This window comes from Aliinostoc maniaoense (assembly GCF_058172895.1).
Genome location: NZ_CP187952.1, coordinates 5,253,503 through 5,274,931, shown reverse-complemented (window position 1 = coordinate 5,274,931; position 21,429 = coordinate 5,253,503). Strand labels below are relative to the sequence as shown.

Sequence of the window (21,429 nt, the reverse complement as noted above, 5' to 3'; positions counted from 1 at the left end):
TACTTTCCAAACATCCTCTTAAACCAGTGGTACAACAAAGAAGTAGCCAGACTTAAAACCAATCAACCTCAAGGTTTTTGGAGCAAAAAACTTGCACACATCACAGAAAAGCGTAACCGTCAAATCCGAGATGCAGTAAATAAAGCAGCCAGAATAGTCATCAATCATTGTTTAGAAAACAAGATTGGTAATGTAGTTTTTGGCTGGAATCAACGCCATAAAGACAGTATTGAATTAGGTAGAAGAAATAATCAAACTATCGTACAGATACCAACTGCAAGACTAAAAGAGAGGATTAAACAACTATATGAACTGTACAGGATCAAATTTCATGAGGTTGAGCTGAAGCTCTACTAGCCAATCTTCGTTTTTAGATGGTGATACAATACCTAAATTCTGTGAGAAACCGGAAGGGGAGCCAGCGCGTTGTGGGGGTTCCCCCCATTGTAGCGACTGGCGTTGGGTATCTTCAGGAAAACGAGTCAAACGTGGTTTGTTTGTCACTGCAACTGGTAAAAAAGTATCAGCCGATCTTAATGCCAGTGCGAATATGCTCATTAAAGCATCGACACAGCTAAAACTAAAATTAGATTTAGCCAAGGTTGTTAGGGGGCTTTTGACTGTCCCGCCAAGGATCTTTCTTTGGGAAAACAACTGTAAAACGCAAAAACCGACGGTTTTAACCTCGCTTTTTGTAAAAGTTTAGAATCCCCGTGCTTCAGCATGGGGAGTAGTCAAAGTGGCATCATATGTTAAGCAATGTTCGTCCCTTGACGACTTACACTAATATAGATTTAAACATGGTTTGGGATGGGTTATTTCACGCCTTGGATTGGGTACTGACGGTTGTTGGTGTAGCATTGTTGTGGCGTGCCGGAGGACGTGCGGATGTTCCTTGGTCTTCAAATACGTTCGGTGGTTCTTTACTTATAGGTGTTGGGTTATTTAATTTGGTCGAAGGATTAATTGACCATCAAATTTTGGGTATCCATCATGTCAAACCAGGTTCTCATCAATTAGCTTGGGATTTAGGGTTTTTGCTCTTGGGTGCGCTGTTAGTTGTTCTTGGGTGGATAATGTTACAAAAGAGCGCAGCAACAATCAGACAAAATTAAATAAATACTGATTTTTTACTTTAAAACTTTTATACCCTGACACCGTTATTAACAAGAGTATTTTTATCTGAGTTCTGGCCATGTCAGGGGGATTTCTGCTGGGTTTTGGTAAATTACTGGTAGCCAACTGGCACAAGGATACTCATTTTCTAAACCTTGCAGTTTCAAGCGTGCTTCACGTACTGACTGATATAAAGATTTACCAGTAGAAAATTCTGTAAGAAAGTTTCTCAAAAATGCCTGTGCTACGTTGTCTGGTACTGGTTCGCGCATCACAATCATTTGAGGAATATGCAAATCTGCTAAATTGGCAGCTAGTCCCAAACCATCGCAGGAGTTAAAAATTGCTAACTGCAAACCTTGTTCAATGGCTTTCGTCAAAGCATTTTTTAAATCAGCTATAGTTAAACTATCAGTTTGGTTGATGTGAAAATGACCAACTCCCTGATCAGATTTAGTCACACTGTGTCCTGCAAAAAATAAGATATCCCAAGGTTGTATCCAAAGTTCGTCGTTGAGTATTGAGCGTTGTGGTTCTACTAAAAGCTTTAGTTCTACATTAGGTAATTTTTCTAGTAAAACTTTATCTTTTTCAATGTTAATACCTGTACTATAGGATTCCTACTTGAATTTTGAACAGATACGTAGGGGAGGCAAATTGCAGTATGGATTTTCCTCCTGCAATATTGCCGTTGTGTTAGCAGCGAGAGTACAACACCTAGCACAAAGGCCTTTGGTGCGTTACGGCTTACGCCTAACACACCCTACATATACTTAGATTTTTTCAGAAATCAAATCGGATTCCTATATCTCCCAATATGGCTAATATTTTCATATGGGATTTCGCAAGATGCAATTTTTCTTTTTTCTCATAAGTAGCTGAAGCTATAGCAATCCTACCCCAATCGTGAGAAAATACGTAGACAAAAGTCCTTAAATCATTATATTAAGGCGATTAAGTAATGAGTATTCAATTTAGTGGTACATGGACTGAGCAGCAATATAACCGCTTTCAGCAACTTTGTATGCCAGCTTGGTCAAGATGGGTATTCAAATGGTTGCCCTGGTTTTGGCTGGGTTTTATGCTGGTAAAATTGCTATTTTATCCTGGTTATATAGTCAGTAGTTGGATAGTTTTTGATGTATTGATGTTGTTGTATTTCTTAGTATTGCTTCCCTGGTTGCGAAAACGCCAAATCAAACGAGCATGGGAAAGCAACAAAATGATTAAAGGAGAAATATCTGGATTAGTAGATCAAACTGGTGTTGTTTGGCGTAATGCTTACGGCGAGACGAGATATCCTTGGGAACTACTATTAAAGTATCGGGAAGCATTAGATATGATTTTGATATATATAGCCGTCAATCAAGTACTTATACTGCCACGTAATTTTTTTCAATCTGAAGAAGATTGGCAACAGTTCAGACAACTAGTTCTAGAGAAATTACCCAACAAATAAGTATAATTTATTTAGATAATTTTAGCGAAACTGTTTTAAGTGCTCAATTAAATGATCGAAATAAGGAGCAAGATTTTTTTGCTGTTCTGATTCCACCCGTTTTAAACTAGCAACTTTAATACCCTCTAATCCAACCACCATTGCATCTAGAGGAACTTGTAATTCTTTATACAAAAGTTGCATATAATGCAACCCTTCGTTACTGGTGTAGTCTGTACGCTCTCCAGCTATGCCATAGGTAATACAGCGCAGGAAATGCCAGAAATCACGCCAACAGGCATCTGCTCTCGCTGCTGGATAGAGTCCGCCACCAGGTTGAGTAATATTGGGAAAAGTAGTTAATACTTGGTTTCTCGCTTCGTCTACAATTTCATGGACGCGATCGCGCAACTGCTGACTTACTGCTATAAATGTTTTATTAGCAGGCATCAGCATTTCAATCTGTTGTAAGTCTTCATCGGTGAGGTAGCGTCCCTCATCATCTGCCGTTTGGAATCGCTCAATTGCCTCTCGTGGATGGGTACTTTGCCAAGAGGTAAAACTGACAATCCGAGCTTTTTGGATCAATTCTCGAACGGCTGCGCTGAGGGTTGGCTTCGTCACGTCGCTTTGCTCCCGATTCAAAATAGGTTAGTAGTCTGCCAAGATAACTTTGCGTGGTGGCAGGCTTGGGGGCAGGGAGCAGGGCGCAAGGGAGAAAATTTTTCGCCTCTGCCCCCTGCACCCTGCACCCCTGCTAGGTCTACACGGCAATATTGGGTTAGTGAACTACTAGGGCAAGGTTTACTGACACAAACAATATTTTCCCATGTTTTGGAGCGATCGCAGATATTGAATTTTTAGAATCAACAGTGTAACCCTGACTAACCTCAGAATATTTGACTATATTTTTAATAACTATCAGAAAACTTCTACTGTTCGCTACTATGGAACTCCACGAAATCGAAACCGAACTCCAAAACTCGGATTTTCAATACCGTCTCAAAGCCATTTCGGCTCTGCAAGACTATCCTACCGATGTTGCTGTTCCTTTACTTACCCGTCATATCCAAGATCCAGAGTTTCTGGTGCGAACATTTGTCGCTAGGGAATTAGGGAAGCAAAAAACCTCGGAATCCTTCGCCGCCTTACTGCAAATCATCAAGTTTGATAACACCCCCAATGTCCGGGCAGAAGCGTGTAACTCCCTATCCTTATTTGGTAGGATTTCTGCTGCTCATTTAGTGCAGACATTTTTGCGAGATGATCATTGGCTGGTACGTCGCAGCATTTTACCAGCCTTAGTAGAAATGGACTGCCCTGAAGAAGTCTTAGAAGTTTGCATTTTGGGACTAGAAGGGGAAGATGCCGCAGTTCAGGAAGCAGCAGTTGATGGGCTGGGTTGGTTAGCAAGTTCTCGTCAGTCTGCTGCTGCTTTATCTCAACTCCTGATTTTGAAAAATTCTCATTCGGAATATATCCGGGTACGGGTTGCCTATGCCCTCAAACATTTTGATGTTCCCGCCGCAAAGGAAGCCCTAGCACAACTCAGACAGGATAGTGATTACCGTGTAGTCGGGGCAGCAATGGAAGATTTAATTCCTTAAGTCTAGTAGCAAAAATACTCCTTCTAGCCATGCCGGAATCCGTGAGTACCAATTATAATTTATCCATCTGCTTTTACAGCAATTCGACATAAATGTCTAGACTATTTTAGATTTTAGATTTTAGATTCAATCCAAAATCCAAAATCTAAAACTCGGCAGTGTAATTCCCCAGCGTCAAAGCTGACTGAGTATTTTTCGTTTTTACGAAAGGAGAAAAACATGGCTGAAATTCCCACCGGCGGTCAAATGCTCTGGAAACTGGAAGGGGACGATCGCGTCTTGTACCTACGCCATAATTCATCGGAGCAGTGGCGGCCGTATGAAGAGTTTCCGCAGTATGTTCTACCAGATCCCCAAGGATTTTCTAAAGGGATTGCGACCTTTCTAGCATTACTCAAAAAAGATTGGACAGCCACTAAATCTGAATAGCATAGATATATAGTTATATACTTTCCAAGCTGGCGCGAGTGGTGCGACGAGTCAGAGCATGAGGTGTATCTAGCTGTTGTGCAGGATGACTCAGCAGGCGCGATCGCATTTCCTCACTCAGCCCCTGTACATAACTAAAATCTGCTCCGGCAATGCTTTCCATCTGCTCGAAGTCAACGCCGGTCATATCTGCTGCGCGCAAATCTGCACCAGCCAAGTTTGCACCATTCAACCGGGTATTACGTAAATATGCCCCCGCTAACCATGCCATCCGCAAATCTGCTTGAGTTAAACGCGCCCCCTGGAGATTCGCACCAGTCAGATCAGCACCTCCTAAATATGCCCCCAACAAACTTGCACCTTGTAAATCTGCATTCCGCAAGTTAGCCGTATTCAGCTGCGCTCCGTTCAAATTAGCATTTGGGCCAATTGCTCCAGAAGATTTATAAGCAAAGCCTTCTGGAAACAGGGTTTGGCTATCATATCTTGCTCCTAGCAGCTTAGTGTCCGTTAATATAGCTCCCTGCAAATCTGCACCACTCAGATCCGCTCTATACAAACACGCTGTCTGTAAATTCGCATTTTGCAAAATAGCTTGGCTCAGATCCGCACCTCGTAAATCAGCTGCACTCAGATCCGCTTTAGTCAGATTAGCTTGACTGAGATTAGCTCGAATCAGAGTGGCTTGGCTGAAATTGGCTTTTTGTAGATCCAGACCACTGAAATTAAATTGGTATAAATCTTGCTGAGATAGAGACAATCCTGCCTTCAGGACAGCCAAAACCTCTTGGGATGTCTTGAGAGTCTCCTTGCTGATCATGGGTTGAAATCGTGAGATTATTTAGAGGTATTCTACCGTGACAAATTTATCAATTTGTAATTCGTTTTTGTTTGAGGATCATCTATGGCGTTTGTACCACCGATAACGATGATGGACTTCTTTCGTAAGAGTGAAGGAGTCTGGTTTACCCAGCGCACGGTACATCACTTTAATACGGTGGCTGATCAGTCAGGAGAATCTAAACTCTATGTAGGTGTGATTACATTGGATGACCCACGGGTAAAATCAATTTGTGAGCAGCAAGGTATTGATCCTCTCAAGGCTAAGGGTGGAGCTAGCTTTATGTGGCAAGCACACGACGATGATCAAGCACCCAATCCTGAGCAGGCAGCTGTGTTAATTGATGTCCCAGATGATGAAACGGGTACATCCGGGAAACTTCTACGCAACCAAGGATATGTGGAAAAAATTCCTGTTGTTAGCCGTTACTGGTTTGGTAAAGACGGTATTTTAACTATAGATACCGAATATGAGAGCAACCAAGGACAGGAGCGTTGTTGGTTTATGACCGATGATTTCCGCGTCCGCGTTAGCACAGTGCGGATGATGAATGGTGTGTATTTAATGACTTACTGTTCCGAGCGACGTTGTTTAACAGAGGCGAGTTTAGCCGCAATGGTGCAACACAATTTATCAAGGGCATCGTCTTGACGGATGCCAACTTAATTTAACCTGAGTTTGGGTTAAGTAGGGTGTGTTACGGCAGTGTGATGATTTGAGTATGAGCGACAGTATAAATTGCCGTAACGCACCGTATTATGGTGCGTTACGCGTTGCTTTAACGCCCCCTGCAATTTAAGCTTTATTTTTATAAATCATCTCTGAGATGCTACACGAACGCAATGACCAAAATACGTTAGGGTCGTAGATGTATGTGAAACGAATTTCGACCAGTTGCACATAGGAGAACAATGGTACAAGCACCAAATCACCTAGTGACCCTAGAAGAGTTTCTCTCACTCCCAGAAACTCAACCAAGCTTAGAGTATATCGACGGTCAAGTTATTCCCAAGCCCATGCCTCAAGGAAAACATAGCACGATTCAAGGAGAACTTTGTCCCACAATCAATTCTGTGATCAAGGTCAAAAAAATGGGTTGGGCTTTTCCAGAATTACGTTGTACTTTTGGGGGACGTTCCATAGTTCCTGATGTGGCTGTTTTCTCTTGGGCTAGGATTCCTGTAGATGAAAATGGTGATATTGCCAATACGTTTACGCTAGCACCAGACTGGATAATCGAAATTCTTTCTCCAGAACAAAGCCATACAAAAATTACCAAAAAAATTCTACACGCTCTCAACCACGGCACTCAAATGGGTTGGTTAATTGATCCTGATGAGCGATTTATTGCTGCTTATCCTGTGGGCAAACAACCTTTAGCTTTTGAAGAAATTGATACTGTTTTACCAGTGCCAGATTTTTGTGAAGGGTTAAATTTGACACTAAATGATATTTTTGGCTGGTTAAAGGTGACTTTGTAACTAGCTTATAAGTAAGTCGGTGCGAAAAAACCAAACTATATTAAGGAATGTAAAAATTGGGAAATTCGTTTTGTAGTAAGGACTTCAGTCCTTAGTTGAGGACTAAAGTCCTCTCTTCTCTACGAGACGCTTACAGCGAACGAGACGCTGCGCGTAGCTTGCTTCCCCGCAGGGGTACACTACCAACCTTGAATTATTTACACCGTTATACTTATCTTCATCTGAAGGTTGCTCAATTCTTCCCCTACACCCGCTCCCAGGGATCTGATTTACATGAGATGTAATTGCCTAGAGGGCGATCGCCAACTAAAATTTAGCAATTACGTTAAGGATCTTTACTTTGTTTAACTTATTTGAGACGGCTGGTTGATAAATCCCCTATTCTCAGAGATTAAGGCAAATGAGACTTTGAAACTCTCCAGGCTACAAGCTACGGAGACGCTTAGTTTAATAAGTCACATAGCTGAGATTTCAGGCGTTATCTAAATATTTATAGAATATGTATAAGTGCTTCCTTGAGCATCTCGAACAATCCCTGTTTGAAAGGTTTCAATTGCAGAGTCGCCCAATTCCCCCAGGACTAGAGTATCAAGTAAGCGATCGCGGTAGAAATCCCGCTACAATTCAAAGCTGGTGCTATCAATGTCCTGAGTATCGCAAAATTCGCTACACCTACATTGATGCAGGGGCAAGCGCACAGATTCTCAATAGTGTTATTTATCCCAGTCATCACTACGATTTACCCTTACTCGGTATCGACTTTCTGTCCTTCGGCCAGATCAAACATCTGATTGTGATGGATTTCCAGCCTCTATTTCAAGATGAAGCTTACCTAAAAAAATACATCCACCCATTACAGAAGTTGCATCAGAAGTATCCAGACTTGGCGCAAGACTTGGAAATGAAATTTTATGACGCTAACCAATACTTCTCCAAATACCTGCTATTCGCCAAAACTGATGCTGAAACAGTGAAAACACGAGTATTTGAAGCCTTCAAAGATTATTTGAACTTGTACTGGCAGATGCTTGCACAAGCTCAACCCTTAACTGATCAATCAGACATTCAACGAATCGTCAAAGCTCAAAAAGATTACGACCAATATAGTGCTGAACGTGACCCAGCCTCCGGCCTATTTAGTAGCTATTTTGGACATGAATGGTCAGAGCGGTTTTTGCATGAATTTTTGTTTGAAGACGCTTTACCATTAGCAACTCAGGTAAGTAAAAAATAATTTCAACTTAGGTAACACCGGGTGAGCGAAAAAAGGTGTGGGGAGTGTGGAGGGTAATTTTTTGGATACTTAGCTAGAAATCCCACACAAAATTTCTTTCACCCGGTAACACCAGAAAATAAATTACTCCAACTTGACGGGTTGGCAAGGTGCGTCAGTTTGAGAAAAATTAATGTTAAGCAAAATTTATTCCAACTGACGCACCCTACTAAAACAACATGATTAATTCAAGCCCCCTGATTTATCCGTGGGGTATTTAATTTTGAATTTTGAATTTTGAATTGGAGCAAAGCGACGTGACTCTTTATCAGCCCTTTTTAGATTATGCGATCGCCCTTTTACACGAACGCCTAGACTTACAACCTTACCCGATTCCCGTCGGGTTTGAATCTAAACAAGCAATCATCGGCAAAGGTAAACATCAAGAAGAAGTGTTAACCACCAGCCACGCCTATCAATCTCCTAAACTCAGACAAATCCGAGCCGCCCATGTACAGGGGGGTAACTCCTTACAAGTGTTAAATTTTGTAATTTTTCCTCACCTTAACTACGATCTACCCTTTTTTGGCGCAGATTTAGTTACCTTACCAGGAGGACACTTAATCGCTCTGGATATGCAGCCTTTATTTCGTGATGATCCAGAATACCAGAAAAAATATACTCAACCCATCCTGCCAATTTTTCAGGCATATCAGCAACACTTACCCTGGGGAGGTGACTTTCCTGAAGAAGCCCAACCCTTTTTCTCCCCCGCCTTTCTCTGGACAAGACCTCAAGAAACTCAGGTAGTAGAAACCCATGTGTTTGCAGCCTTTAAAGACTATCTTCAGGCGTATCTAGATTTTGTTGACCAAGCACAACCCGTAACCGACTCCCGAAAACAGGCAGAAATTCAACAGGCACAACTGCGCTATCTCCACTACCGAGCAGAAAAAGACCCCGCACGGGGAATGTTCACCCGTTTTTACGGTACTGAATGGACAGAAGAATATATCCACGGCTTCTTATTCGACCTAGAACGGAAACTAGCTGCAACCAGTTAAAAATTCAAAATTCAAAATTCAAAATTCAAAATTCAAAATTCAAAATTGAATAGTTTTACTCTCCCTTGTCTCCCTTGTCTCCCTACTCCCTACTCCCTGCCCCCTGCCCCCTGCCCCCCATTCCCCATTCCCTCATCTAGATGTGAGCAAAAATCATGATTTGTAATACTTCTTTACAATCCTGTTAATATTTTTCTGGAATGTAAACCCTTGAAGATAAAACTGACTGTTGCGCGAGAAGTATACAAAATCTGCCTTTGCATCTTCAAGACGATGCTCTACAGGCGAAGTTTTTGCGAGATTGTAAAAAGTTGTTGATAATTTGTAATAAATAACGATCCAACGACATAGTATAAACAAAAATATAGACAAAACAGGTGCAACTTGTTTGGTTGCCTGATGAGTCAGGTTCTTGGATTGTTTAAGAACTGTAAAAGTTTCCCAGCTTCCTGGTTGGAAGGAAGGAACGCATCTCGCAGGTCACTGTTCTATAATTTTTCGGCGTGCAGGCATTGTTTAGCCTAAACTAACCGAATTTTGTTTTGACCTCATTGTCCGCACGCAACTTAAACACATTAGGAGATTGAGTTTATGTTCGACGCATTTGCAAAGGTTGTTTCCCAGGCTGATGCACGGGGTGAATACCTAACTTCTTCTCAACTGGATGCCCTGAGTGCTATCGTTGCTGACGGCAACAAACGCATGGACGTTGTAAACCGCATTACCGGCAATTCCTCCACAATTGTGGCTAATGCAGCTCGTTCTCTGTTTGCAGAACAGCCCCAATTGATTGCTCCTGGTGGCAACGCTTACACTAGCCGTCGTATGGCTGCTTGTCTGCGCGATATGGAAATCATCTTACGCTACATCACCTATGCTATCTTTGCTGGCGACGCAAGCGTTTTAGATGATCGCTGCCTCAACGGTCTAAGAGAAACATACTTGGCTTTAGGAACTCCCGGTGCTTCTGTAGCAGTCGGCGTTCAAAAGATGAAAGATGCTGCTCTAGCTATTGCTGGTGACACCAACAACATCACCAGAGGCGACTGTGCTAGCCTCATGTCTGAAGTAGCTAGCTACTTTGATAAAGCTGCTGCTGCTGTTTCATAACACAGCCTGCATCGACTTTTTTAATCAGCCTGAGATAGCTGATACCGATTGCTAAAAAGCCATTTCATCAAACAAGAATTATTGGGAGAAAATCCGACATGAAAACCCCTTTAACCGAAGCAGTAGCTGCTGCTGATTCTCAAGGACGCTTCCTCAGCTCCACCGAAATTCAAACCGCTTTTGGTCGTTTTCGCCAAGCTCAAGCAAGCTTACAAGCTGCAAAAGCATTAAGCGAAAAAGCTTCTAGCCTAGCTTCTGGTGCTGCTAACGCTGTATACAGCAAATACCCCTACACCACCAGCACCTCTGGAGCTAACTTTGCTTCTACTCAAACAGGCAAAGACAAGTGCGTTCGTGACATCGGCTACTACCTCCGTATGGTTACTTACTGCTTAGTTGTAGGTGGTACAGGCCCAATGGATGATTACTTGATCAGTGGTATTGCTGAAATCAACCGCACCTTTGATTTGTCTCCTAGCTGGTACGTTGAAGCTCTCAAGTACATCAAAGCTAACCACGGATTGAGCGGAGATCCTGCTGTTGAAGCTAACTCCTACATCGACTACGCTATTAACGCATTAAGCTAGTCAGATGATTCGACCCGGAGGGGTAAGCAATGACTGACAGAAGTTAGTGATTGTTTACAACTCCGGGTATTGTTTTTTCTGGTCAAGGTTTCGGCCTCGCTCAACCTTGAATTTAAAATCTAAAATCCAAAATCCAAAATCTAAAATTGATTGACCAATTAAATTTGGAATTTTGTAGGTTGCTGCTTCACAAGAGTATTTGGGATTTTTCAGATGCCCTATGGAAAACGAATCTAGTATCCGGGATGATAACCAATTAACTGTAGAGCAGGCGATCGCCAATCTGCAAGGCGAAGATTTGGGATTGCGCGTGTATGCCGCTTGGTGGTTAGGGCGATTTCGAGTGGATGTCCCAGAAGCTATTGATGTATTAATTGCTGCACTAGAAGACGACGACGATCGCACCCATGCCGGTGGCTATCCCCTACGCCGGAATGCAGCCAGAGCCTTGGGGAAATTAGGAGACAAACGGGCAGTTCCCGCATTGATTCGCTCACTAGAATGCACAGATTTCTATGTTCGAGAAGCCGCAGCCCAATCCCTGGAAATGTTAGGAGACACATCGTGTATTCCGAGGCTGATCGACTTACTGAATAATCAAATTGTCGGCACACAACCAGCACCAGAACCACCCCAACTTACCCAACCCTTCGATGCGATTTTAGAAGCCTTGGGAACATTGGGGGCAATTGATGCCATTCCCCTGATTGAACCATTTCTTGATCACTTCGTACCTCGGATTCAGTACGCCGCAGCCAGGGCAATGTATCAGCTCACCTCTCAACCAAATCAAACCACAAGTGAGTATGGCGATCGCCTCGTACAAGGACTAGCTCAGGAAGACTTGCAGCTACGTCGCACAGTTTTATCAGATTTGGGAGCAATTGGATATTTACCAGCCGCCGAAGCGATCGCTGAGACATTAGCCGAAAACAGTCTCAAGCTAATCGCACTCAAGGGTTTACTCGAAAAACAAATCCTAGAAACTACACCCCCCAACTTATCCCCAGGGGCAATCCAAGTCATGAAATTGATGGATGAATTGTTGTAGCATTGCACTTCCCCATCTCAATAAATTGGGGTTTTAAGCTTAAAATAAACAAGGAAGAAATCACCACTCCCTCCCCTCCCATGTCTGAAAACCTGTCCTCCCTCATTCGGGCTGTAGAAGAGGCAGATTCTTCTACACTGTTACTAGAAGCTGTACAGAACTTAGCGGCGGCCTGTCACCAAGGAGCTATTCCCACCTTAATAGCAGCTCTGAGCTATAACAACCCAGGCGCAGCAGTAGCAGCTGTAGATGGTTTAATTCAACTTGGAGAACCAGCAGTACCCTCTCTTTTAGAGCTACTGGATCAGCATAATTACACTGCCAGAGCCTGGACAATCCGAGCCTTAGCCGGAATTGGTGATCCTAGAGGATTATTAACCTTATTGGGAGCAGCCACAGCTGACTTTGCCCTCAGCGTTCGACGGGCGGCCGCTAGAGGCCTAGGAATGATGAAGTGGCACTGGTTTCCTGATGATCTTTTGGAAATAGCCCAAGCCGAAGCAATGGACGCGCTGCTATTCGTCGCTCAGGAAGATGAAGAATGGGTAGTACGCTATTCTGCTGTAGTTGGGTTAGAGTCACTCGCCAATGCAGTGGCTGTGACTTATCCAGATTGGCGATCGCAAATTCAGGCGCAATTTGAGCAAATGGCTCTCAATGATCAAAGTTGGGCAGTAAGGGCGCGGGTGTGGATGGCACAGCAGCACCTCCAAGCCGAAACTGTTACCCTCAAGACTCCCACCATAGAAGAACAACCCTCACCCTTGTCCTCTATGGACTGGCAAAAAATTATGGAGGGCTTATATGGACGCAAAGGGCAGGAGCGTTTAGTATTCCCAGAAGGCGATCCGCGTCGCTATCGAGAATTAGTAGTAGCTATTGATCAAAAAACCGACGAGTGATTTCCTTTACTCTGCTGAGGTAGTGAGGACATCACTAATAAATGAGTAATAAGTAATGAGTAATGAGTAATGAGTAATGAGTAATAAGTAATGAGTAATGAGTAATGAGTAATGAGTAATGAGTAATGAGTAATGAGTAATAAGTAATAAGTAATGAGTAACAAGTAATATAGCGTTTCCTAGTCTACTGACCTACAAATCTTTGCGTACCTCTGCGCTTTACTTTGCGCCCCTTTGCGTTTCAAAATATTATCTGTACCTCACTTAACTGGGAATCACTATAAGTAATGAGTATTAACAGATAGCAACTAATATGACCAATTACTTCTTGATGGTACAAGCACCTAAATTTATTTATAGGGATTTAAATTTTAAATTTTGAATTTTGAATTTGGAGCGAAGCGACATGACTGATACACCAGAAAATACCTCAAACAATCAAAGCATCTTTGAAGAACTTACCGCAGCGATCGCTGAATTGGAACAATATCGGGAAAGGCTGGTGAACGATACCTTATCAATGGCACAACGAGCCAAAATCATGAAGGCACAAGCACTTGCCAGTCTACAACCTCAACTAGAGCAGATTGACGGCACACTAGAAGCACTCCGCCAGCAACAGGCTACCCTTACAAGTAGCAAATAGATCATTAAAAAATTCAGGTGATAGAATATTTGTCATGAGTCAATCCCTCAACTTTGAAACTCCAGCCGTGGATGATCCCATCCTGCAAATTCAAGCTGAAAATGATCAATTGGTTCAGAGGGTGAATGAACAGATTACCCTAGAAACCTTTGATGCTACAGATCACAACACCCTCAAAAGACTAGTGGAGGGATTGGGAGATCCAAGGGGATTGGTAAGATTGCGGTTTGCTGAAACCTTGGGAGAAATTGGTGAACCTGCAACCCCGTTTCTAGTGGCAGCTTTAGGTAATCATGCTAATGTAGTGGTACGTCGGGCGGCTGCTAAAACACTCACGATCATTTCTGATCCTAAAGCTGTACCAGACTTACTCCATGCTTTTCTCCATGATGAAGATACAGTTGTTAGAAGTTCATCTGCTGGAGCATTAGCTAGAACAGGAGAAGCAGCAGTACCAGCATTGTTAGACATCCTGGCATCCAACGAACACTCTGAAGATATTAAAGGTCATGCAGCCTGGGCGTTAGCATTTATCGGCTCAGAAGCAGCAGACTACCTTTACAAAGCATTAAATGCCTCTTCCTTAGATGTGCGCTGTGCCGTGATTGGGGCAATTGGTCATGTAGCCCAAGAACAATCAGATGAAAAGTCTTGTAACCTGTTGATTTCATCTTTAACTGACCCAGAAGCATTGATCCGCACAGAAGCAGCGTCAGCATTGGGACAAGTTAATTATCCTGCCTCTGTTCCCCATTTAATTTTGGCACTGCAAGATAGCGATTTAGATGTCAGAAAAGCTGCTATTAATTCTTTGGGTAAAATTGGCGATCGCACTGCCCTAGAACCCTTACAAACTCTGCTGAATGATCCGCAAGAAGTAGTAAAAATTCTAGCTAAACTAGCGATCGCCCAAATTGAACGCCAATCAGAAGATGACTGGTAGCTACATCCGGGAAAGAGAGCCAATCTTAGCAATCTTCTCCTTATCAAGTCCCTTAAGTTCATCCAAATGTAACCATCCCTGTTTTACCAGAGTTGCAAACACAAATACGAGAACTGAATAGTTGTAGTCATACTTGCCATCAATCTCGTGCCTTTTGGCACTAAGAAAGTTGTGCAAACTCCAGATATCTTCTAACTTGCAAACCTTATCCGCATTATTACGAACCTCCTCAATCAGAGCATTGATTTCTCGGTCGTATGCTTTCTGAAAAGCAGTTTGAGCAACTTCTTGTTCTAAATCAGACCAACTAACTTCGTTTACCTTCATGCTACCATCTCAAAATACTCTTTTTGACAAGAGTATTTTTACTTATATTAACTACAAATTTGATATGGAAGATTCAGGGTAAAGCAACGCCATGCCCTGATTGTATATAGTGTATTCCCTTACACCGCATATTAAACAGTATTAGGGGTGTAGGACTATGCCTTCCATTAATATTCTCATCCTATCACCCCGGTTTCTAGGTCAGTACCAAAGGAGAATTACTCCCGTACTAACGAACCAGATTAAGCAATTCTTTTGGAGATGCGAGTAAGTCGATCGCTACGAAAAAGATTTTATTATCAGGAGTGAGCAAGAATCTCCAGGCCATGTTCATGCCCACACCAGCACCGAACCAAGGAGTTTGCACTTTACCTGTGACTTTAATTTGAGTGTAACCATCTTCTGCGGGTTCAGAAACACCCCGCTCTGGCATTAACTTCAGGTTTTGACAATCTTCTCTGAGAAAGCGATAGACGGCATCTTTACCAGCAATGGGTTTTTGAAAGGGAGGTTGCAATGCACCATCGGGAGTGAATAACTCTATCAACGCATCAAAGTCATTGGCATTTAAGTTATTCATGTAACTGAGGATAGTGGGATTATCCACACCTTCAATAGCAACTGGAATCCGTTCAGCCATTTCTTTGGGAGGCGCAACAGGTTCACTTACCTTGGTGTAGGTACCCAACTTATTGGGATCAAACCCCATATCCACTACAGAATTACGCAGCACGGTAATTTGCTGTCCAGACTCTAAACCTCGAATAGTTTGTAGAACTGCTGCCGCATTTGCTGATAGGCGATAACCTTCTGGAATTGGAGCTACAATACCTTGTTCCATCCACTGTCCCAGCTGATACCAAAAACCAAGCTTGATATTAGCAGACCAAGTTCCATAGGCACGACAAATAGGTGTGTCAGCACGGTTTGCTAAGTCGCACATTGCCTGAGTTTGTTCCCGGAAAGACATTTGCTTGAACTGATTCAATGTTCCTTCCGCAAATACCATGTTTGCTGCGCCTGGTGCAGCAATGGTAATTGTTTTACCCATTTCTAGATAAGCAAACCAGATCAGAGCTAGCTGATCTTCAGCACTGAGTTGACCGAAGCGAGCAATGGTAGCTGGAACTAAGTCGGCAGCAAGCGTTTCGGGGAAGATGCCACGAGCTGAATCGATGGTAAATGGCATAGGTGTACCTTCTCTATGGGTTTAACACACATCAAGCTCAACGCTTAACAAGCGTTTACAGCTTTCTTCATATTATTTACCATTTGTAACAAAAAGTAAAGAAAATTAATGTATTTTTGTAGCTGTTCTGACAGAAATAGCTATAAAAGTCCTACAAATCAAGGATTTGCAAATGAAAAAGTATCCCCTCATTTTTGAAAATGGGAAATTTATTGGTGTTGAGATCAGCCCATAATGGCGGTAGATTCGATCAGCAACCTTGATGATATTGTCCTTAATAGTCACTGTCAGCTACACAAATACCCTTGCATTTAATACCGTTTGTAGCCGTGCGCTGACAATGAGGACAGAGAATTTTTTCTGCTTCTGGTGTGGTATTTGTACTAGTGTCTGCTTGTGGTTTGTCTGTGTCGGTTTGCAAGTTCACCATTATCAGAGTCAAGAAAGTTTTTTGTAGTTTATCTTTACAATGATCTCATAACAACTGGGGTGTGAACATCTCATGAAAGGAATAGAAGCACTTACACTCAAAAAAATAAGCGATCGCTCTCGGTTGATAATGAGTTAAAGAGCGATCGCAGGTATTAATCTTGCTTTCAAGAGTACTGATAACTATAGAAGTCTCGGAAAATGTGGCATTAATATTCGTAAAACGGCTGATGTGATTATCGCTACTACTTCCCTCAATATACAAGGTTGGGTTGACGCAAGGAAACCTAACATCATTGATTTAACGCAAAGGAGCGCGCAGGAAAACGCACAGAGAAGTCTGAGCGGAGGAAGCCTCCGCTCAGAACTTCGGTAGGGGCGCGAAGCTTTCATTAAAGCTTGGCGTTTTGTGATGAATATACTTGGTTGTTGTAGTGCAGAACAGACAAATAATCGGTAAACTGGTAAAAAGCTGAAATAATACAGATAATAACTAAACTTATAATTTATTAAGATCAGGATTTTTTTAGAAATTCTTGGTGCAATTCAACTGTGTTTACCTGTTAGTGTCATGAATCCATGCCATCCCTGAACCTGGCGATCGCCCGTCTCATCAATACCGGCAATGATAGTTTCGCCATTTGGGTGGTTAAAGCTCCCTATCCCAGTGGCTACGTTTTACGTGACTGTGTATGGCCGGCTGAACTCACTCAAGTTTGGCAAGAGTGGCAACAAATGTTTGCTGGTCATAGCGGTATTAATATTTCTACAAGCTCAACTCATCGCTCAGTCAATCAACTGCCGATGAATTTAGTTGCACCCTCTAGTGGACAAAATACCGGTTACGGCAGTCGTTTGATGCAATACCTGGGTATTAATCTTTGGCGTTGGGTGTTTGAAGGCTCAATTCTCGGTAGTCTAGAACGCAGTCGTGGCATAGCAATCGGTCAAAAAACACGGCTGAGATTTCGCTTGGAAATCCGCGATCCGGATCTCATTGCCTTGCCTTGGGAAATCATGCAGCGAGAACCTGGGAAACCAGCTATGTCTCTGTCTCCAGATTTACTGTTTAGCCGCACCACCAGCGAAGTTGAACACTTACCACAGTTACGTACTGATCAAGTTCTAAAAATTCTCTTGGTTCTCGGTCACGATCAAAACCTACAATTGCAACAAGAAGCTGCCATCCTGGAAGAAACTCTTTTAAGTGGTGGTCAATCTGGTGGCTATGGTCAAAAGTATGCCTCTTGTACAGTAAAAACACTGCTGCAACCAAGTCCCCAAGAGTTAATTCAAGAGTTAGAAACTAAAGCATATAATGTGTTTTTCTATGCTGGTCACGGTTTACCCAATCCCGACGGCGGCCTGTTATTTTTGCGCCCTAACATGACACTCAACGGTATAGAATTAGCCCAAGTATTAACTCGGAGTGCGGTGAAATTGGCAGTCTTTAATGCCTGTTGGGGAGCGCAACCAGCAGCGATTAATCATCAAGCTATTCCCGCCAGTAGCTTGGCAGAAGTTTTAATTCGTCATGGTGTGCCGGCGGTGTTGGGAATGCGGGATGAAATTGCTGATCGTGAAAGTCACAGTTTTATCCAAGTGTTTGCTAAAGCTTTACGGTTACGTAAACCAATTGATGAAGCGGTAGCGGAAGCTAGGCAAGAACTTTTAACAGTATATAAATACAATCAACCCGCTTGGACTTTACCTGTTCTTTTCCTACATCCAGATTTTGATGGGGAATTAATTAAAGGTATTGATGAAGGTGTGACAGAATTACCAGATACAATCCTTCCTAATATAGATGTTTCTGTACCTGTGGCTTGTTTGCGATCGCTTTCTCCCGGTGGTCGTTCTTGGGTTTTAAGAATTGGTGTCACCCGCATTGGTCGCACTAGAGATAATGATATCGTGATCTCCGAACCTTCCGTTTCTAAACGACACGCCGAAATTCTCTGTCGCAATAATTTTAACGGCACAACTCCCATGAGAAGTTATTACTTGCAAGATTTCTCTACCTACGGTACAACCTGGTATTTAGGTACTAATGGTTGGCAACAAATACTCCGGGAGGAAGTACCATTACAATCAGGAATGCAGTTAAAGTTTGGGAGTTCTAGAGGAGAAATTTGGGAGTTTATTATTCAAGATTCAGAAATTTCTTGAAGCATCAGGCTTTCCCCCACAAGAGAGAATAAAATTCTTTTTTGCGGAAAATAGAATTTAACAAGTGTAGCTCTCAATATCCCTAAACTACTTCATGAGGAAGCAATCAATGACTCATCAAATTAACGGTTCAGATACTAGTCATGCTCTCACATCTCAAGTGGAATTAGAATTGCTAGCAGCTTTGTTAGAACCTGAAGATGCTACCTATCCTTGGAATCCCGCAGATGATGAATCAGACGCATATTTTGATGAATTAGAACAACAGTTTCCTTTGGCAGAGGTGCTAGAAGAAGAACTCACTAGCAGATCCCACGCTTTTTTTCATCAATTAGATAACCTCTGGTTACAGGTGGAACAATCACCATATTACAAGTGTAATACAATTGTGTCTGCCCTGAGCAATCTTCAAGAAAATTTACAAAAAGCTTTTGCGGCTAAAATCCCTCAAAATTGGCTAAATGCGATCGCAGCTAAAGCCACAACAATTGTTGCATCTCAACAAACTTTAGGTGAGCAATTGATAGAGTGTGTGCAAGCTGTACTACCTACTTGGGAAGCAGACGATCTGTCAATTTTAGCCCGTCCTTATGCCTATGCAATGCGTAGTGAACCACAAAACATCGGTTGTGTAGTTGAAAATGTCGAAGATTGGACAGCTTTATCAGAAATAGAACAAGCAAAAATGAGCATGGCGATCGCTTATTATGCTCTTCAACAACTCAATCAAGTTGAGTCAGAAGCTTAATTAATATCTCAATTTTTGGATTCTATATTTTTATAACCACAGCCAAAATGTTGAAGACATCAACAGGTGATCAATTTTATACCATTTTGGATTTTAGATTTGGGATTTGGGAATGCTTTACTGATAAGCTGTTCAGAAATCCATTTGTCGCCATCATTGTTCAAATTGGTATTAGACAGGAAAAAGACTATAACCTGTCTCCTGTTCCCTGTGACCTGCTATCAGATTAATAGTAAATTAGCAGAGGAATTATGATTTGGCTCACAGAAAAAGCTTTCGTGGCATTCTTGGTATTAACTATCATTTGTTTTTAACAAACGTATGCCACAGTAAGCTAACTATAAAGTAATTAATACATTCTGGTATCTATCCCAAGACATAAATATAGACAGGAAAAAAGCCCAGGAGACAAGCAAAGCAATCATGTTTTGACTTTTGACTTTCCTTTGGCAGTGCTAAAGCTATTTTGGCCCAAGAAACCGAGTAGCGAAATTTTGCGATCGCGTTGGTGATAATGCCCTAGCCTTAAGAATCGCCGCCATCAAAAAAGCGTAAGATAACACACCAACAACAACTAATAGTAAATTATTACTGTGTCCGGCGGTATTCCACAAAGCATGAAGTGCGGACGCGCTCAGATAACCAACCGCGAGAATTTGTGTAGCATGACGGGGTTTGAGTGCAGCCAAGCCGATGAAATATCCCAGATAACCACTGTAAGCCATGTGTCCGGCTGGTAAACCCAAAATCCTCGCAATCAAAACCTGTAACCCTACCTCTGAACCAGCTTGTAAAGATACGGCTGGAACATATTGACCTAAAGTTTCCACCAAAGTAAAACCCACAGCAGAAGCAGTTCCTAAGAGAATGCCATCTAACGGTTCCCAGACTCCTATACGTTCGCGCCAAGGCGAAGGGAGTAATAAACCTGTCAGATATGCACCGAGTATTGGCAAAGCTTTGAGTAATTCCTCCATCAACCCTGCACCAAAAAAGTAGCGCACAAATAATTCTGTCAGACTGGTGACAGGCTGATCTATTGGCGGTACAGTACCAGGGAGGAGATCACGGAAAATGAAAATAAATAAACTTAATATAGGACTCAGCAAGATGATAATCGTAGATAAAGCTGCACCTACGAGCATCCACCAAGGCTTCGGTTTACCACACAGTTGATAAATGAAATAGTAAGCAGCCAGTGCGATGTAAGTAGCGACAATTACCTGATTAGCTTGTGGCTGGCCTACCGTAGCAAACATCAGCACCACAAATATAACTGTGAGGATTCCGGGTACAAGGTAAGCTTTACGAGTTAAATCCTTACCAGTGGAAATAATCGGAAACAGTTGGGTAAAGCTGACAGCATCAGGCTTTGATTGAGAGGGATTTTTCGCTGATGGTAGCGGTGCAACTTGGTTGGTGATTACCGTCGGTTGAGGTGCAGTTGCATACTCAAATAGAAATTGTGGCCCATCAGCACCCAAGGCAATGCGATCGCCTGGGTGTAGTTCCTGACATCCATACAACCTTTGCCCATTTAAATAAGTACCATTAGCACTATTCAAATCACAAAGTACCCAGCTAAATTTGCTATCTGGGGACGAAGCAACGGGACGAACCACAGCATGACGACGGGAAACCATCCTGTACATCATCGCATCCAAGACAACTTGGCAGCTGGGGTCACGTCCAATTACTGCTTCTTTACTGGTAAGCGAGTAGCGAGATTCTGACCCAAATGCTTCTCCATTACCAGACACTAGCCTCAGAAAAGCACTATGTCTTGCGTTTTTGCCTGTCATCGAGTTAGAGAGTGTCTTTCCAAACTAATCCACAAATAAATACCTTGGCAGTAGGGCTTAACCTCAGCCACACGAACAGCAGCATTGCTAAGTACACTATAGCTTTACTCTATGGGAATAAATTCAAAATTAGCTCACTCAAAATTTAAAATTCTTTCACCCAATTATTTTTATTAATTGTGCCAAGGATTTCCACTGCAAAAAGTATCCTTTGTACTTTGTTGATAAGATATTTCAATGGGATTATATACCTCATAAGTTTTGACAATCATGATATACATAAATATGTACAGATATGAACTAATTTATAGTAATATTTATCCTCTGTAATTCTTTG

23 protein-coding genes and 2 pseudogenes are annotated in these 21,429 nt (G+C 42.3%); 17 read left to right on the top strand and 8 right to left on the bottom strand.

The window, feature by feature from the left end:
* Window positions 1–303: 303 nt before the first annotated feature.
* Window positions 304–600 (bottom strand): hypothetical protein, encoded by a 297-nt coding sequence (locus tag ACPZ3T_RS22945; RefSeq protein WP_490271762.1) that lies wholly within the window; start codon window positions 598–600, stop codon window positions 304–306.
* A gap of 137 nt (window positions 601–737) precedes the next feature.
* On the opposite strand from ACPZ3T_RS22945, the pseudogene ACPZ3T_RS22940 reads away from it, so the two are divergent.
* A pseudogene (locus tag ACPZ3T_RS22940) lies at window positions 738–1,115 on the top strand (DUF2243 domain-containing protein); the annotation flags it as partial.
* Between the two features lie 63 nt (window positions 1,116–1,178).
* Here ACPZ3T_RS22940 and ACPZ3T_RS22935 read toward each other — a convergent pair.
* Window positions 1,179–1,727 (bottom strand): annotated as a pseudogene (locus ACPZ3T_RS22935) (CHAT domain-containing protein); the annotation flags it as partial.
* Between the two features lie 350 nt (window positions 1,728–2,077).
* Here ACPZ3T_RS22935 and ACPZ3T_RS22930 point away from each other — a divergent pair.
* A complete protein-coding gene (locus ACPZ3T_RS22930; RefSeq protein ID WP_490271761.1) occupies window positions 2,078–2,575 on the top strand; it encodes a YcxB family protein in 498 nt (165 codons plus the stop codon).
* A 21-nt stretch (window positions 2,576–2,596) separates the two neighbouring features.
* Here the strand turns inward: ACPZ3T_RS22930 and ACPZ3T_RS22925 are convergent, their stop codons facing one another.
* On the bottom strand, window positions 2,597–3,178 hold the full coding sequence (locus ACPZ3T_RS22925) for a phycobilisome protein (protein WP_490271760.1): 582 nt from the start codon (window positions 3,176–3,178) through the stop codon (window positions 2,597–2,599).
* Window positions 3,179–3,184: 6 nt separating this feature from the next.
* Between ACPZ3T_RS22925 and ACPZ3T_RS22920 the strand changes: the two genes are divergently transcribed.
* The 3 genes from ACPZ3T_RS22920 to ACPZ3T_RS22910 all read left to right on the top strand — a co-directional run bounded on the left by ACPZ3T_RS22920 (window position 3,185) and on the right by ACPZ3T_RS22910 (window position 4,590).
* Window positions 3,185–3,418 (top strand): hypothetical protein, encoded by a 234-nt coding sequence (locus ACPZ3T_RS22920; protein ID WP_490271759.1) that lies wholly within the window; start codon window positions 3,185–3,187, stop codon window positions 3,416–3,418.
* 83 nt (window positions 3,419–3,501) lie between these two features.
* Window positions 3,502–4,161, top strand: a complete 660-nt coding sequence (locus ACPZ3T_RS22915; RefSeq protein WP_490271758.1) for a HEAT repeat domain-containing protein — start codon at window positions 3,502–3,504, stop codon at window positions 4,159–4,161.
* Window positions 4,162–4,380: 219 nt separating this feature from the next.
* On the top strand, window positions 4,381–4,590 hold the full coding sequence (locus tag ACPZ3T_RS22910) for a hypothetical protein (protein WP_490271757.1): 210 nt from the start codon (window positions 4,381–4,383) through the stop codon (window positions 4,588–4,590).
* A gap of 13 nt (window positions 4,591–4,603) precedes the next feature.
* Here the strand turns inward: ACPZ3T_RS22910 and ACPZ3T_RS22905 are convergent, their stop codons facing one another.
* Window positions 4,604–5,410, bottom strand: a complete 807-nt coding sequence (locus ACPZ3T_RS22905; RefSeq protein WP_490271756.1) for a pentapeptide repeat-containing protein — start codon at window positions 5,408–5,410, stop codon at window positions 4,604–4,606.
* Between the two features lie 84 nt (window positions 5,411–5,494).
* Between ACPZ3T_RS22905 and ACPZ3T_RS22900 the strand changes: the two genes are divergently transcribed.
* From ACPZ3T_RS22900 to ACPZ3T_RS22855, 10 genes are all read left to right on the top strand, one after another.
* Entirely contained in the window at window positions 5,495–6,082 is a 588-nt protein-coding gene (locus ACPZ3T_RS22900) for a phycobiliprotein lyase (protein ID WP_490271755.1), read from the top strand.
* Window positions 6,083–6,342: 260 nt separating this feature from the next.
* Window positions 6,343–6,912 (top strand): Uma2 family endonuclease, encoded by a 570-nt coding sequence (locus tag ACPZ3T_RS22895; protein ID WP_490271754.1) that lies wholly within the window; start codon window positions 6,343–6,345, stop codon window positions 6,910–6,912.
* Between the two features lie 499 nt (window positions 6,913–7,411).
* The gene (locus ACPZ3T_RS22890) at window positions 7,412–8,146 is read left to right on the top strand and encodes a 15,16-dihydrobiliverdin:ferredoxin oxidoreductase (RefSeq protein ID WP_490271753.1); all 735 of its coding nucleotides are present in this window, start codon (window positions 7,412–7,414) and stop codon (window positions 8,144–8,146) included.
* 296 nt (window positions 8,147–8,442) lie between these two features.
* On the top strand, window positions 8,443–9,189 hold the full coding sequence (locus tag ACPZ3T_RS22885; protein ID WP_490277338.1) for a phycoerythrobilin:ferredoxin oxidoreductase: 747 nt from the start codon (window positions 8,443–8,445) through the stop codon (window positions 9,187–9,189).
* A gap of 591 nt (window positions 9,190–9,780) precedes the next feature.
* Window positions 9,781–10,299: a C-phycocyanin subunit beta gene (gene cpcB / locus ACPZ3T_RS22880; protein ID WP_490271752.1), complete on the top strand. Its 519-nt coding sequence runs from the start codon at window positions 9,781–9,783 to the stop codon at window positions 10,297–10,299.
* A 98-nt stretch (window positions 10,300–10,397) separates the two neighbouring features.
* Window positions 10,398–10,886 (top strand): C-phycocyanin subunit alpha, encoded by a 489-nt coding sequence (gene cpcA / locus ACPZ3T_RS22875; RefSeq protein WP_490271751.1) that lies wholly within the window; start codon window positions 10,398–10,400, stop codon window positions 10,884–10,886.
* A 220-nt stretch (window positions 10,887–11,106) separates the two neighbouring features.
* The gene (gene cpcE, locus ACPZ3T_RS22870; protein ID WP_490271750.1) at window positions 11,107–11,937 is read left to right on the top strand and encodes a C-phycocyanin alpha-cysteine-84 phycocyanobilin lyase subunit CpcE; all 831 of its coding nucleotides are present in this window, start codon (window positions 11,107–11,109) and stop codon (window positions 11,935–11,937) included.
* 80 nt (window positions 11,938–12,017) lie between these two features.
* The gene (gene cpcF / locus ACPZ3T_RS22865) at window positions 12,018–12,839 is read left to right on the top strand and encodes a C-phycocyanin alpha-cysteine-84 phycocyanobilin lyase subunit CpcF (protein ID WP_490271749.1); all 822 of its coding nucleotides are present in this window, start codon (window positions 12,018–12,020) and stop codon (window positions 12,837–12,839) included.
* Between the two features lie 406 nt (window positions 12,840–13,245).
* Window positions 13,246–13,485, top strand: a complete 240-nt coding sequence (locus ACPZ3T_RS22860; protein WP_490271748.1) for a DUF8630 family protein — start codon at window positions 13,246–13,248, stop codon at window positions 13,483–13,485.
* 34 nt (window positions 13,486–13,519) lie between these two features.
* Complete coding sequence (locus tag ACPZ3T_RS22855) at window positions 13,520–14,428, top strand: HEAT repeat domain-containing protein (protein ID WP_490271747.1); 909 nt, start codon at window positions 13,520–13,522, stop codon at window positions 14,426–14,428.
* On the opposite strand, the gene ACPZ3T_RS22850 is transcribed toward ACPZ3T_RS22855, so the two are convergent.
* The 3 genes from ACPZ3T_RS22850 to ACPZ3T_RS22840 all read right to left on the bottom strand — a co-directional run bounded on the left by ACPZ3T_RS22850 (window position 14,429) and on the right by ACPZ3T_RS22840 (window position 16,377).
* On the bottom strand, window positions 14,429–14,755 hold the full coding sequence (locus tag ACPZ3T_RS22850) for a hypothetical protein (RefSeq protein WP_490271746.1): 327 nt from the start codon (window positions 14,753–14,755) through the stop codon (window positions 14,429–14,431).
* 229 nt (window positions 14,756–14,984) lie between these two features.
* Window positions 14,985–15,944 carry an orange carotenoid protein N-terminal domain-containing protein gene (locus ACPZ3T_RS22845; RefSeq protein WP_490271745.1) on the bottom strand — a complete coding sequence of 320 codons (960 nt, stop codon included), beginning with the start codon at window positions 15,942–15,944 and terminating at the stop codon, window positions 14,985–14,987.
* 274 nt (window positions 15,945–16,218) lie between these two features.
* Window positions 16,219–16,377, bottom strand: a complete 159-nt coding sequence (locus tag ACPZ3T_RS22840) for a DUF8639 family protein (RefSeq protein WP_490277337.1) — start codon at window positions 16,375–16,377, stop codon at window positions 16,219–16,221.
* A gap of 575 nt (window positions 16,378–16,952) precedes the next feature.
* On the opposite strand from ACPZ3T_RS22840, the gene ACPZ3T_RS22835 reads away from it, so the two are divergent.
* Together ACPZ3T_RS22835 and ACPZ3T_RS22830 are read left to right on the top strand one after the other, a co-directional pair.
* A complete protein-coding gene (locus tag ACPZ3T_RS22835) occupies window positions 16,953–18,542 on the top strand; it encodes a CHAT domain-containing protein (protein WP_490271744.1) in 1,590 nt (529 codons plus the stop codon).
* A gap of 109 nt (window positions 18,543–18,651) precedes the next feature.
* Window positions 18,652–19,290: a hypothetical protein gene (locus ACPZ3T_RS22830; RefSeq protein ID WP_490271743.1), complete on the top strand. Its 639-nt coding sequence runs from the start codon at window positions 18,652–18,654 to the stop codon at window positions 19,288–19,290.
* 461 nt (window positions 19,291–19,751) lie between these two features.
* Here the strand turns inward: ACPZ3T_RS22830 and ACPZ3T_RS22825 are convergent, their stop codons facing one another.
* Window positions 19,752–21,092: a PrsW family glutamic-type intramembrane protease gene (locus ACPZ3T_RS22825; RefSeq protein WP_490271742.1), complete on the bottom strand. Its 1,341-nt coding sequence runs from the start codon at window positions 21,090–21,092 to the stop codon at window positions 19,752–19,754.
* Window positions 21,093–21,429 lie beyond the last annotated feature (337 nt).